The following is a 13,842-nucleotide window of genomic DNA, read 5'->3' as shown; positions in this document are numbered from 1 at the left end:
TAAAGTAGTTGATAATTTAGGTACTTTTTTGCATTATTTGTTTGTAATGTATGGAACAAATTTCAATAAAGGTAGTAGATAATTTGATATGTATTTATGCAAATTACTCCACAAAACTTGTTAAAAGGAATTTCAAGCTTCACGACCCCTATTTTCCATTATTAGTTGGTAATGTTAATGCTGGAGTGGTAAAAGAGGTCAGGGAGTCTAGTTATATTGATAGACAGCAAAAGCTGATTTTATTGGCTCTTTTTTGGAGCGTTTTTTTGGGGTTTTCCTTTAAAAGGTGATGTAATTTATATATCTCCAAATACATTTTCATTTTTATAAAACTTTTAATTTATACATTATTTATCAATATATATGATTTGTTGAATCCCAATATTACATCATGGTCAAATTTACATTCCATTTTGGATAGCTTTGCCATATTGGCTGATTTCATCAAATCTTCATTTGAAAAGGGATTATACCTCATTCCATCCGTAGTGAATGTAATATTAAGGTCCTTATCTATTAGCCTAATTGTAATGTCTATGTCATCGATATCCGTTTTTTCAAAAATATCGTTACATATGTCGTTTATCGAATTTGAAATGGTCACCGAATCCTCTTTTATATATTTTTCTATGTAAAGTAATATTTCCTTGGATTCTTCATCGAGATATTTGTCGACATTGTCCTTAGTTTCCCTATTATATGTCCATGTGATTAGTTTTGAATTTTGAATCATGAAAAATCTGTTTATCTTGTCATTGTATTTGTTTTTAAGTCGAATTGTGTAAATGAGGTATATTATTATAGGGATAGATTCAGCCATAATTATTGAAAACCAAATGCCTATTCCACCGATCATCCTTGTTAATATTAACGCACCGACAACAGCAAATAAAAATTCCTCTAAAAATGTAATAACAGATGAAATCTTATTTTGTTCAATCGCTTGAGCATAATTTGCCAAAAGATAGGACATGCAGCGGCCAACAAGGGAAAATGCGGTTATGCGAATGGCCAATGAAACCACTTGGGCATGATGAGGATCAACAACATTGAATAATTTCAGCAATATTTCTGGATAAATGAAGAATAATATGCTTACCGGCACAGAAATGAATAACAAGTGCCTCATTGAATGTAGGATAATGTAACGCACAGCCTTCCCATCCTTCTCCTTATGCAGCACTGTTACAATAGGGGACATGGTTTTCATGATTCCTGATAGAAATATGTAAACGAAAGTTTCGCTGTTGTCATATACTAAAAATGCCAGAAGTCCTGCAACACCAAGATATGTGGAACATAAGTATGTCAATATGCTCATTTTCAGGGCGAAAAATATTTTTCCGATAACTTCAGGCGTATTGAGTATGAATTCCCTGATTGTAATAATTATATCATTGATTTTGTATTTGCCCAGCGAGATTAATCTGTATGAACCTTTCTTCTTAAATAGGTATGTGGAAACATAGATTGCACCGACAAGATATCCCAATACGGATGCCAAAGCGGTATATTCAATTCCCAAACCTAATCCTTTCAAAAATAATATGTCAAAGAATATGTTTAAGATATTTGATAACAATACTGCATAGAAAGGCATTTTTGGAAATCCGTCTGAACGAATGAAAAACGAAATGACAAGGATATAACAATTCAGAGGGAAATAAAACATCAATATCAATAAATATTCTTTGCTGAGGTTAAAAATCTCTGCGGGTGTATTGAAAAACATCAATATATTGTCAATGAAAAGAAATATTGCCAGAATGTATATTATGGATACTAGACAAATTCCTAAAATTGATATGGTAAAATAGAAATTCGTCTTTTCATGTTTTAGCTGTGATTGAGCCCTTAATGCCAATAGGTTACCTCCCTGACCAAATAAAATATAGAATATGCCGGTAATGTAAGTCATAGGGGATGCCAAATTAATTACTGATAATTGTGTAGAGCCTAATATGAAACCTATGATAATCACATCAATTACCGTACAGATCTTTTCAGACATCACCATTAAAAATGTGGGTAATAACAACTCATTATATTTCTTTCGTAAAAAAGTATATTTTCTTTCCAGTTTGGCTTCCATATGCAACACCAAGTTCTTACAGGAATCTTATCAAAATCTCATGATTTGGTATCATAAAGTTATCTTAACAATGCAAGAATGCCCCAAATTCTCTGAAGTTGGGGATGAATTGCAAGTTATGTATACTTATTATATTATTGTTATTTCTTTAATATTTAATTGACCCAACGATGACTGGGCTGCTTTTTTACTGTTGATTATATATCCTATTGATATAATTGCATCAATTTGAATATATATTATATTTAAAATTTAAGATTTAATTCGAGTGCCTTAAAACTAAAATGGGCAATGTTGATTAGGATTAAAAATAAATTTTTTAAAGTTGGCACTGCTTTTTCATTAGGATTTAAACACGCCATTGACATTAACGGCGATGATTTTGTGTTTAAATAATTTAACATATCAATTTCCAAAAAATTAAATAACAACATAAAATAAATTTTATGATAATGTTGATTGAAAAGTAAGTGTAAGCGGCACGCTTTTTTTCGAGTTTAAATTATTTTTCTGGTGATTTTTCCTAATCGTATTTGGTTATTGAATGGATGTGGTGCGTTAGATGGATAAGGGTCAAAAACGAAAAATATTCATGTTTTCAGCATTGATTGGAGCAATGCTTTTTTACATGATCTTTTTTGGAAGGAAAAATGCTTCAGTAGGAGTAATGATTATCATAGCAGCATTTATGAATCTAAATGAGGACCTATCATATAAGCCGGGGTTATCTTTTGTTAAGGTTTTAGGTTTATTGCTGATTATGGGAATTGTTTCATATCTGAACAGTCCGATAACGATTGTTAGTTGTATTTTGACGTTTTTAGTTGTTTTTGGAACTACACTCTCCTCATATCACCTGTTTAGAAGTGATATTTACATGCCGTATCTGTTGTGTTATTTCATCATGTCGGCAAATCCGGTGACGCTTGAAAATTTGCCTTTGAGGCTCATGGCATTGGCTTGTGGAGCGATATTCATAGTTGGATTAAATATTGTCATTAATAGGGATAAACACCATAACCTATCAAAGGAAACATTGGATAATCTTGTTGAAGAGCTGAACAGGGCAATTGATTTGAAATTGGATGGCAAGGATGTTTCTATGGACAGTTTTAAAATAGCAAAGGAGTTTTATTTATCTTTGTTTCATCGCTTTGAATATAAATACTTCCCAAGTCCAAAACAGCAATCCATTCTCAATATTGTAAAAGCGTTCCAGTCCGTTGGATATCTCCTTTCTCTAAGTGATTTATCCGATGATGAATTAAGATACATTAAAAAAGTCCTGTCTGAAATTAGGGAGATTAAAATCGAGGAAGTCTTTGAGGAAATCGAAATTAAGACAATGGGAATGAAGCATATTTTATTGAATCTGGAAATCATTGTCAATGAACTGAATAAGGATTTAAGCGATGAGTTTACAATTCCGTATAAAAAGACAATAATCCAATTATTCAAACCATTCAATAGAAGGCAGTTCAACTTCCGTTCCGTCAAATTTGTATTCGCATTTAAAATGGCAGTGATAATGTTGCTATGGGAAGTATTAACAATGCTTTTCAATTTGCCATTTACTAAATGGCTGTTTTTTGTAACAGTTTCAATGATGGTGCCATATATTGATGATATGGCATATACTGCTCGAAAACGTATTCAGGCAACATTTTTAGGGATTTTTATTTTTGCAATTCTCCTGATTTTCCTGCCAGTTATTCCAATATCCAAAGGGGCTGTGATTTTTATTGTTGTTGTCAGTTGTCTGTTTGTCTTCGTTTGGAAAATTAAGGATAGGTTAATTAGGAACACGGCGACAACACTAATGTCTGTAATGACTTCATTATCGTATATTGCTGCTCCGGATGCTATCGCATTAAAAATATTGTGGGTAATTGTTGGGGTAGGTGCGGTTTCATTGTTCAACTTTAAGTTTTTACCTTATTCGGTTGAAAAAGAAACAAGAAACAATTTGGAAATTTGCTATCGCCTCAATGAGAAGTCAATTGATTTAATCAGGCAAAAATGTCATGGAGGCAATGTAGAGAACAAAACAACCCTATTTGTCTCTGAAAGCATTGTCCGTGAAAACATTCAAGTGAATGATGATAATAAGGAATTATACAATCTGCAATTCATGATTTCAAATTTATGTAATTTTATTTTATCTTATCTTGACGTTAATGGATGTTCTGATGAATTGAACAATAATTTATTGGATATAATAGATAAAGATGCTGATGCCAATGAGGATTTGGATTCAAAAGAGAGTGTAATGGCATGGTCAATGAGATATGCAATTGACATGTTTAAAAAGGAGAAGGAATTGGTATTATAAAATTAGGTGGGAAATGATGAGCTATTTTTTTGGATAAAATGGCTTTGCAAGCGTGGATTATGAACAAGCCAGTCAGATGGTGGATTTGTATATGAATGGGGGTTTCAACCAATCTGACAGCGTTGATAAGTAAAATTTTTCAATTTCGATAAGTGGTACAACTATTTCATAAGCCATATTGATTATCATCAAAGATTAATTTAAATAATTTTTAGTTAGATTATTTAATATGTCTATTGGTTGAAATTAAAATTCTTTTTTCATACAAATAACCACATCATCATCAGTAAATTGACCAAAATTATCTATTACTTGGTAATCCAATTTTTTATATAATTTAATTGCTGCGAAATTCTTTTTTCCGGTTACTATATAGGAATATTTGAAATTATTTGCCATCGCTAATTTTTCCAGGGTCCTGATAAGACAATAAGCTATTCCTCTTTTGCGATATTCCTTTTTCACAAATACCCTTTTGAATTCAACAGAATCCGCATAGAATATTCTATAGCTGGCACAGGCTACTGGATTATTTCCATCCAATGCCAATATTACAATATGAGGATTTTTGAACTCATTGTAACTTTCATATTTTCGCAAATCCTCTCCGATACGTTCAAAATATCCTTTATCCAATTCATATACAAGATTCTGAAATCTTTCATCCTTTTCATCAGTAAGAACAGTTTTCATATTATTCATTGGGTTTTTGTAGAACTTAATAATTTCAATTAATGCATTGTCATTTCATCACTTCTTTTATTTTATTTGCCTATGGGCATTCTTCACCTAAACATTTCTTCTTAATTTAGGCAATATTTCCATGAAAGAATATAATGCATCATCATAAGTTTTAAAGTCATTTCCTTCAATCAGACCGTTTTCATTGACAATAATATTTTTTGTTTCAATCTTTTCAGGGGATTTATTGATTATCTCACCATCCAATATCTTTTCGCTGTTTTCTAAATTGATGCTAAACGGTAATTTATACGAAAATGACCCGTCATTATACTCGATTTTAATGTATTCATCATCATCGATTTCAGACAAATTTAAAGCGACTTTTTCAAACCCTTGCCTTTTTAATTCATCGCTGATTAAAGAATATTTATGGTCATTAAATAGTTCATTTAATTTATCCACTTCACATATAGCGTACTTTCCTAAATCCCTCACTTTCACTATTTCACAAGAAGTGTTTTCCAAGATATAATCTTCACAGCAGCTGATTCTTGAAATCTTTTCTTTGGTGGTCGGGGTGTCTGTAGGAATTCTTGTTGCAAGGCAAGTTGTGGATCTTGAAAAGGGAATATCATGTTTGTTTAAATATTCATGAATTTCTTTGGATGTCAGTTTGGCATCAATGAAAGGTGTTTTAAACCCTTTTTTATAAGTTACTAAAATTCCCGGACGGTCAATAACCAAATCACTGATGTTGTTCCCATCGCAAATAAAATCATATCCCCTTTCGTGGGCTGCTTTCTCAATTTGGGAATACATTAATGTCCTGCAATTATAGCATCTTTTAGAGTCATTCAATAAAAAATAGTCTTTTTGATAAAAATCGATGTCAATTATTTCATGTTTTATGCCAAAGGATTTGGCAACATTTTTAGTATTTTCAACAAAACCGGTTGGCAATAGATGATTATCAATTGTTATGGCTAAAGTCTCTGCCGCAACTTTTGAAGATAGGTAAGCTATTAATGTAGAATCTGCACCGCCTGAAAAACCGATAGCAACTTTTTTATCTTTTAAAATATCTTTAACAATGTTAATTTTTCTTTCTAAGCTCATAGTATCCTCTTTTAAAATATTTAAGAGCATCAAGTGATGCTCTTTTTTTATTATTTTTCCAATATTTATTAAGGAGTTGATTTTATAATCTAGAGTTCATTTTAGCTTTTTAGATTATAAAACGGTTGACTTGAATATTTCAATCCAAGTTTTAAAGACCTACCCGAGCTCATGGAAAAAAACAGAATCCCTTCGAAATATTAACTATATAACAATAGTTATTTTTTCCAATAATATTAATTGTGTAATTTTGATATATAAATGTTTTGTAATTGGAAATATACTCCATTTAATTTTTGAACAATATATCACATTGATTAGAGATGTTTAGAAAAACTTATATAACTAAAAAATAATATAACAATTGTTAATTATGGAGGATGATGAAAATTTATGATGTTATTGTAATAGGAACCGGGGCTGGAGGATCAACTGTGGCTAAAGATTTATCCTTAAAGGAAAGAAAGGTTCTTATTTTAGAAAAAGGCAGCAAACAAAAAGATGGAAGCTATGTCGAACATATGAAAACCAAAAAAATTCATTTGAAAAATAATCTTTCCGATGAAGATAGGAGAGTTTATGAATTTTTGGATTATCCTCTTGAATTAACAAACATTGAGGAAATTGGAGGAACCACAACAGCATCCATAGGAAATGCCTGTTTTTCATGTAGCGGATGTTATTCAAACTCTATAATGCAACAGTTTGAAGATAAAAATTTAAACATCTTTGAAGAACTCCTGGAAGCAAGCGGTGAGTTGAATGTCACTTATTTTCCAAAACATCTATGGGGGAACTCAACACGATTGATTGCAAAGGCAGGTGATGAATTGGGATACATTGTTGAGCCGATGCCGAAATTCATAAACTTTGAAAAGTGCAATCTCTGCGGTAAATGTGTCAACGGTTGCATCTTTGGTGCAAAGTGGGACGGGACACATTTTATAAATCAGGCTATTGAATATGGTGCGGATATAGTTTGCGATTTTAATGTATTTGAAATTTTACACGAAAACAGCCAGGTCGTGGGTGTTGTTGGAATTAATAAAAACAACGAAAAACATATTTATAAAGCAAAAAAAGTAGTTCTTGCAGCAGGAGCGCTCAATACTCCAATAATATTGAAAAACTCTGGTGTGAAAAATGTAGGGGGCAATATATTTTTTGATATCTTCACAACTATTGGAGGATATCTGAAAGATGCAAATTTAAAAAATGAGCTGTTAATGGGAATCAAAGCAGAATTCGGCCCATACTTTTTATCACCTCACTATTCAATGCAATTGCTTCCTTTAATGAAGAAAAAGGGTATTGAAGCTAGTGAAAAGGATGTCATTGGATTAATGCTTAAATTTGCAGATACATGCATTGGAACTATTGATAAAGAGGGAAACATTGAAAAAACTCTAACTAAAGTTGACATTGATTTAATAAAAGCGGGTTATCAAAAAGCAATTAATATATTGTTAAAAATGGGTGTTCCTGTTGAATCAATTGTCACAACATCTCTAAAAGGAGCCCATCCTGGGGGGACAGCGGCTATTGGTGAAGTTGTAGACAATAACTTTGAAAGCGAAATCAAAGGTTTATATGTTGCAGATGCTAGTGTAATACCTGAAGCTCCCGGAAGACCGCCAATATTGACAATAGTTGCAATAGCCAAAAAAGTGGCAAAAATAGTCAATCAAAATATTTAAGTGATAAAATGGAATACAAATTAAAATTTAAAGATATAAATGAAACAAGACAACTTAAGGAAAATTTTACAATAAAAGATTTATTAAACGAATTGGAAGTATCCTCCCAAACAACTGTCGTAAAGCAAAACGGTGAGATTACGATAGAAGAAACTGTTATAAATGAGGGAGATGAAATTCAATTGGTTCAGATTATTTATGGCGGATGACTGTTATAACATGCAATTAATGAGATGAAAAAATGAATTATGATTTGATTATCGCAAGATATGGAGAAATAGGTGTTAAAAGTTCCAAAATTAGGGCACGCTTTGAAAGAAAATTAGTAAAAAACATTAAAGCAACTTTTGAATGTAAAGTTGAGAGAAATCAGGGAAGAATATATATTTATCCAAAAGATTTCGATGAGGCTATTGAGAAATTAAATAGGGTATTTGGTGTTGTATCATATTCCCCTGCAGTTTCAACACGAACTGCCTATAATGAAATTGATAATGTATTGGCTTCTTATGCTGAGGATTTAATGTCTGAAAATATGTTAGACAAAAACACTAAATTTGCCATTAAATGTCGCCGTGTCGGGTCACATGATTTTTCTTCACAGGAGATGGCTGCACGCTGTGGAAATATTGTTAGAAATGTTGTTGATGCTCCTGTTGATTTGTCTAATCCTGATTTGACAATCTTTGTGGAAGTCAGAGGAGATGACACCTATATTTTCCATGAAAAAATAAAGGGGCCTGGAGGCTTGCCTTTAGGAACCCAGGGTAAAGTAGTCTGTCTGGTTTCAAGTGGAATAGACTCTCCAGTTGCAGCATATCTGATGATGAAGAGAGGCTGTGAAGTTATTGCGCTCCATTGTAATAATGATCCATTTTCTGGCCCGAAAGTTACTGAAAACTTTAATCTGTTAATTGATCAGCTTGATAATTATTCAAATGGTGCTCCGATAAAAAGAAGGGTCATTGATTATGGGGAATATTTGACTGCTGCTAAACAGAATGCACCAGAGAAAATGACCTGTGTTTTATGCAAATCCGGAATGTATAAGATTGCTGAAAAATTGGCTCAAAAATTAGGGGCTGATGCAATCGTTGATGGCAGTAGCTTAGGTCAGGTTGCCTCACAAACTCTACCAAACATTTTGGCTACCCGTTATGGTGTGGACATACCGATATTATCACCATTAATGGGGCTTGATAAACTGGAGATAACGGAAATTGCAATAAAAATCGGAACATTTGAAATCTCAAAGATTGATGATGGCGGATGCAGTGCAGTACCAAGATATCCTCAAACACATGCCGATTTGGACAATGTAAAAAAAGCATGTGAAGATATGAATCAGGAAAATGAAATTGAAAAAGCTTTTGAAAATATTCGAAGATTATAAATTAATAGAATTAAAATTATAAGGTGATTAGTTGTCAGATGAAAATCATGAAAATAAAGTCTATAATATTCTCATAACCAAGGGAAATGATCCGGATAATCAATATGGGTTTTATAAGGAAAGAATTGATAGTCAAAAAAATTTTTTGTATAATGAATATAATACTTTAGATAATGATTTAACAGATGAATTATTTAAGGAAATTGATGTAATCATATTATTATTTGGTCTTTATCATAATAATCAAGAGACATTTAATGAATTGATAAAAAAATCAAATGAATTTAATATTCCTTTACTTTTAGTTCGTTTTTTTGGCATGGAATTTATTCTAAAGGAATTAGAAGAAAAATCTGATGCAGTAGTCGGATGGAATCCTCATTGTATTGTAAATGCAATCGAAACACTTGTAAATGGTGAGGATTGGGTAAAACCTTGTGATATTGAAGAAGAATATTAATTTAAGTTTTTATTTTTTCAGTACATGAAATCTTTTTTTAATATGTACATAAAAATAAACTAAATTATATTCAATCATATATCTTTTTACTATGAATATATTAAAATGAGAATTTTTTATAGTAATATTTTTAAAATAAGCAAAACTTTTAAATATTAAGAAATATAACAATTGTTAATTAATAGAAAAATAATTTTCCTTAAAATTGAAACATAAATTAATCTGATATTATGTCTAATAAAAATGAATGGAACAGCAATCTATCATTTCTTTTAGCAATGATAGGTTCTGCAATAGGGCTTGGAAACATTTGGAGATATCCTTACGTACTTTATTCTAATGGAGGTGGAACTTTTTATATTCCATATTTTATAGCTATTTTATTGCTAGGTATTCCTTTTTTAATTTTAGAATATGGTGTTGGATATAATTACAAATCATCATTTGCAAAAGCTATTACACAAATTAACTCTAAATGGCAATATCTAGGTTGGTTTATACCAGTTACTGTTTTTATTTTTACAGTTTATTACTCAGTAGTCCTTGCATGGGACGGACTTTATGTAGTTTTAAGTTTTTCTAAAGCTTGGGGTTCTAATCCTAATGCATACTTTGCAACAACACTTTTACAGTCTTCACAAAATTTCACAGGTTTATTGAATTTCATTCCATTAATAGGAATTGTCATAGCAATTGTATGGATAATTATTTGGTTTATTTCACATCGAGGATTGGAAAAAGGGATAGGCAATGTTTCTAAAGTATTAGTTCCATTATTATTTATTGTAATGATGGCTCTAGTTGGATTTTCTTTAACTTTGCCTGGTGCAGCTATTGGGTTAAATGAATTGTTCAATCCTAATTGGCAGTTATTGACAAAGTTTGATATTTGGATGGCTGCATTTGCTCAAATTATATTTTCTATTAGTCTGGGCATGTCAATTTCATTTACTTATGCAAGTTATATTAAAGAGGATACGGATTTAATTACAAATACCCTAATAATAACTTTTGCTAATGCAATATTTGAAAATATTGCTGCTTTAGGAGTATTTTCAGTTTTAGGTTATATGTCTCTGCATTCAGGAACTGCTGTTCATGATTTGGTAACGCAGGGGATTGGTATTGTATTTATTGTTTATCCAACAGTATTTAATATATTAGGTCAGTGGGGTTTTATTTTAGGACCATTATTCTTTTTAACAGTTTATTTAGCGGGATTTACAAGTATTTTATCCTCAATTGAACCATTATCATTTTCAATTCAAAATAAATTCAATATCTCAAGATCCAAAACAATAACATTTTTAATTATTGTTGGAGCGCTCTTGGCTATGCCTTTTGCAACGTCATTCGGTCAAACTTTACTTGAATATGTAGATACATTCATAAATCTTATAGCATTACTATTGGCCATATTTTTTGAATGTATTATTTTCGCTTGGATGTTTAAAGCTGAAAAATTAATTGACTTTTTAAATTCCAGAAGCAAAACATTTAAACTCGGCAAATGGTGGTTGATTATTGTAAAATATATTCTTCCAATGTTTATTTTAATTATTTGGATTGGAGGAATTATAGATGTTGTACCTAACTGGACTTTCAGTCAGTTGATTTTATCAGTTTTATGTGGAATATTTTTGTTGGTTACAACTTTAATTTTTACAATCTTGCCAGCTAAAGATGAAAATTGGAATGAAAAACAGGAGAGAATATGAACAGTAATGAATAGGTGATTTATATGGTTGAAGACAGACATGTAATAGAAGCACTCGGAAAAGTGCGTGTAGTAATCGAAAATGGTGAAATAACTGAAATTGGACCCTCTTCAGGCGTTAAATACTGTCCAATGTTTCATGCAATGCATGGAGTAAAGGAATTAAACGAGGAATTCATACGCAAAAACATCAATTTCAGAATCAAAGACTTTGGAATGTGCACACCACAAAGAATAATAGAAATGGATGATTCCATTACAGTAGGGATATCTGAAATTTTAAAAACCAACATGGAATTGGGAAACATTGATTGTGTTGTAGGAGCTTGTGAAGGAGCTGGAACGTTAGTCATGGTCAATCCTCGTGTTGTACAGGGTGTTGGCGCAAGAGTATCTGGTATTATAAGCACTACTCCAATTCCTGAAGTAATTGAAAAGTTACAACAAAAGGATTGTATAATTTTAAACCCAGATACTGCTGAGTTAAATCAATTAAAAGGATTAAGATTGGCTTTAGATGAAGGATACAAAAATATTGCAATAACAATACTTTCTTCACCAATGGTTGAAGAAATTAGAAATTATCCTATAGATGATGATGTAAATGTGTATATTCTCGTTGCACATACAACCGGAACAAGTCCTGATGATGCTAAAATGCTATTTGATAATGCAGATATTGTAACCGCTTGCTCATCAAAATCCATTTCAGATTATACCGATAAATACAAACCTTATTATTATGGATTGAAAGTTCCGATATTCTGTGCCAGCGAAAAGGGACGTGAATTATTGGATAATAGACTTAAAAAGATAGGTAAACCTTTATCCAATAATAATTATCCACGAAATAAGGATGATATTTCATATGATTTAATTTAAAAGAAATAAGTGAAGTTTAAAAAGGCCTTTAGAAGAAATGTTTACTTCTGCTTCCTATTGCTCATCTTAATAAATTATATTCGAGAATGCATTGAAATATTGCCGAAGTTGTTCCAAATATTTTTGCTACGACTTTTTGACTTCATTATAATGTTTTCATTCCTAATTATAAACTTAGCTTTTATATAGTCCTGTTTGCTTTTGTATAATAACTTTTCAATAAATTTGAATTCTGCCAACAAACCAATATGTGGCTTATTTTAAATTATAACAGTAATTAAAAAGTGTTTTCTAAAAACAAAATATTCGGGAGGTGAATTGCACATTTATTGTGTGTTATCTTTTCGAAATATATAAAGTTATATTTTTATTTTAAAATATATACATTTTGTAAAAGTTTATTACTGATTTATGTATATACTATTAAATATCAAAGGTAGTTTTGGTGATATATTTAATGAAATCGCTTGTGAATCTGTAGAATCCATAGCTTCAAATAATATAAAAACTTATGATTTTACCTTTTTTAACACAGGGCATTAAGGAGGAATTATTTTTGGAATATTTTAAATTGAATAATGGGGAGAAAATACCTGCTTTAAACTTTGGTGTTTATGAAATAGACATTGATAAAACTAAAGAAGCTGTATTAAAAGCATTAGATATTGGATATAGGGCAATTGATAACGCACAAATATATTATAATGAAAAAGAAGTTGGAAAAGCCATTAAGGAATCGGATGTTCCTCGAGAAGAGATATTTCTAACAAGTAAAAATTGGGTAAGTAATGCGGGCTACGACAAGACAATTAAAGCATTTAATAAAACATTGGAAGACCTGCAAACTGATTATCTTGATTTACTTTTAATTCACCAACCTTATGGAGATTATTATGGGTCATACCGGGCATTGCAAGACTTACAAAAAGAAGGAAAGGTAATATCTATCGGTTTATCCAATTTTTATCCGGACAGATTGATTGACTTGGTGATGAATAATGATGTTTTACCACAAGTAAACCAGGTTGAAACAACTCCGTATTTCCAACAATATGAAGCTAATGAGGTTATGAAAAAATTAGGAGTTTCACATCAGGCATGGGGACCGTTTTCAGAGGGTATGGATAATCTTTTTGAAAATCCAATACTCAAGGAAATAGCTGACAAATATTCAAAAAGTACTGGACAAGTAATTTTAAGATGGCTTATTGACAGGGATATTTCCATTGCATGCAGATCTGTTCGTGAAGACAGAATGAAAGAAAATATTGATATTTTTGATTTTAAATTATCAAAAACAGATATTGAAAAGATAAAAGAAATAGATAGGGGTGAGAGTCCTTTCATTGACCATACTGACCCTGAAACTGTTGAAGAATTTAATGAAGAGATAATTTAAGACAGATTTAGTTAATTATTTTTTACATTATTTTCTTTTTTTAAATCTATTTATTCCCTTATTTTTTTAT

Annotated in this window: 11 protein-coding genes; 8 read left to right on the top strand and 3 right to left on the bottom strand. The window is 31.0% G+C overall.

Annotated features, from left to right (window positions below; genetic code table 11):
- Positions 1 to 340: 340 nt before the first annotated feature.
- A complete protein-coding gene (locus TL18_RS06595) occupies positions 341 to 2,092 on the bottom strand; it encodes an MATE family efflux transporter (protein ID WP_067043200.1) in 1,752 nt (583 codons plus the stop codon).
- A 562-nt stretch (positions 2,093 to 2,654) separates the two neighbouring features.
- On the opposite strand from TL18_RS06595, the gene TL18_RS06590 reads away from it, so the two are divergent.
- Positions 2,655 to 4,424: an FUSC family protein gene (locus tag TL18_RS06590; protein ID WP_067043197.1), complete on the top strand. Its 1,770-nt coding sequence runs from the start codon at positions 2,655 to 2,657 to the stop codon at positions 4,422 to 4,424.
- A gap of 246 nt (positions 4,425 to 4,670) precedes the next feature.
- Here TL18_RS06590 and TL18_RS06585 read toward each other — a convergent pair whose 3' ends face one another.
- Positions 4,671 to 5,117 (bottom strand): GNAT family N-acetyltransferase, encoded by a 447-nt coding sequence (locus TL18_RS06585; protein ID WP_067043194.1) that lies wholly within the window; start codon positions 5,115 to 5,117, stop codon positions 4,671 to 4,673.
- A gap of 96 nt (positions 5,118 to 5,213) precedes the next feature.
- Positions 5,214 to 6,224 (bottom strand): 7-cyano-7-deazaguanine synthase, encoded by a 1,011-nt coding sequence (locus tag TL18_RS06580; protein ID WP_067043191.1) that lies wholly within the window; start codon positions 6,222 to 6,224, stop codon positions 5,214 to 5,216.
- 383 nt (positions 6,225 to 6,607) lie between these two features.
- Between TL18_RS06580 and TL18_RS06575 the strand changes: the two genes are divergently transcribed.
- The 7 genes from TL18_RS06575 to TL18_RS06545 all read left to right on the top strand — a co-directional run bounded on the left by TL18_RS06575 (position 6,608) and on the right by TL18_RS06545 (position 13,772).
- A complete protein-coding gene (locus tag TL18_RS06575) occupies positions 6,608 to 7,921 on the top strand; it encodes a GMC family oxidoreductase N-terminal domain-containing protein (protein WP_067043187.1) in 1,314 nt (437 codons plus the stop codon).
- 8 nt (positions 7,922 to 7,929) lie between these two features.
- Positions 7,930 to 8,130 (top strand): sulfur carrier protein ThiS, encoded by a 201-nt coding sequence (gene thiS, locus TL18_RS06570; protein ID WP_067043184.1) that lies wholly within the window; start codon positions 7,930 to 7,932, stop codon positions 8,128 to 8,130.
- Between the two features lie 32 nt (positions 8,131 to 8,162).
- On the top strand, positions 8,163 to 9,314 hold the full coding sequence (gene thiI, locus TL18_RS06565) for a tRNA uracil 4-sulfurtransferase ThiI (protein ID WP_067043181.1): 1,152 nt from the start codon (positions 8,163 to 8,165) through the stop codon (positions 9,312 to 9,314).
- A 31-nt stretch (positions 9,315 to 9,345) separates the two neighbouring features.
- On the top strand, positions 9,346 to 9,774 hold the full coding sequence (locus tag TL18_RS06560; RefSeq protein ID WP_067043178.1) for a hypothetical protein: 429 nt from the start codon (positions 9,346 to 9,348) through the stop codon (positions 9,772 to 9,774).
- A 230-nt stretch (positions 9,775 to 10,004) separates the two neighbouring features.
- The gene (locus tag TL18_RS06555; RefSeq protein ID WP_067043175.1) at positions 10,005 to 11,492 is read left to right on the top strand and encodes a sodium-dependent transporter; all 1,488 of its coding nucleotides are present in this window, start codon (positions 10,005 to 10,007) and stop codon (positions 11,490 to 11,492) included.
- A 23-nt stretch (positions 11,493 to 11,515) separates the two neighbouring features.
- The gene (locus TL18_RS06550) at positions 11,516 to 12,373 is read left to right on the top strand and encodes a methanogenesis marker 8 protein (RefSeq protein WP_067043172.1); all 858 of its coding nucleotides are present in this window, start codon (positions 11,516 to 11,518) and stop codon (positions 12,371 to 12,373) included.
- A gap of 556 nt (positions 12,374 to 12,929) precedes the next feature.
- Entirely contained in the window at positions 12,930 to 13,772 is an 843-nt protein-coding gene (locus tag TL18_RS06545; protein WP_067043169.1) for an aldo/keto reductase, read from the top strand.
- Positions 13,773 to 13,842: the final 70 nt, after the last annotated feature.

Origin of the sequence: Methanobrevibacter sp. YE315 (genome assembly GCF_001548675.1) — an archaeon.
Lineage (GTDB): Archaea > Methanobacteriota > Methanobacteria > Methanobacteriales > Methanobacteriaceae > Methanocatella.
Note: the sequence above shows the minus strand (reverse complement) of the source record. Positions and strands in the feature narration are given on the sequence as shown.

What these genes read in the sequence shown, in the direction of transcription:
- TL18_RS06595 (WP_067043200.1), bottom strand. Translation starts at nt 2,092, where the DNA reads ATGGAAGCCAAACTGGAAAGAAAATATACTTTTTTACGAAAGAAATAT.
- TL18_RS06590 (WP_067043197.1), top strand. Translation starts at nt 2,655, where the DNA reads ATGGATAAGGGTCAAAAACGAAAAATATTCATGTTTTCAGCATTGATT.
- TL18_RS06585 (WP_067043194.1), bottom strand. Translation starts at nt 5,117, where the DNA reads ATGAAAACTGTTCTTACTGATGAAAAGGATGAAAGATTTCAGAATCTT.
- TL18_RS06580 (WP_067043191.1), bottom strand. Translation starts at nt 6,224, where the DNA reads ATGAGCTTAGAAAGAAAAATTAACATTGTTAAAGATATTTTAAAAGAT.
- TL18_RS06575 (WP_067043187.1), top strand. Translation starts at nt 6,608, where the DNA reads ATGAAAATTTATGATGTTATTGTAATAGGAACCGGGGCTGGAGGATCA.
- thiS (WP_067043184.1), top strand. Translation starts at nt 7,930, where the DNA reads ATGGAATACAAATTAAAATTTAAAGATATAAATGAAACAAGACAACTT.
- thiI (WP_067043181.1), top strand. Translation starts at nt 8,163, where the DNA reads ATGAATTATGATTTGATTATCGCAAGATATGGAGAAATAGGTGTTAAA.
- TL18_RS06555 (WP_067043175.1), top strand. Translation starts at nt 10,005, where the DNA reads ATGTCTAATAAAAATGAATGGAACAGCAATCTATCATTTCTTTTAGCA.
- TL18_RS06550 (WP_067043172.1), top strand. Translation starts at nt 11,516, where the DNA reads ATGGTTGAAGACAGACATGTAATAGAAGCACTCGGAAAAGTGCGTGTA.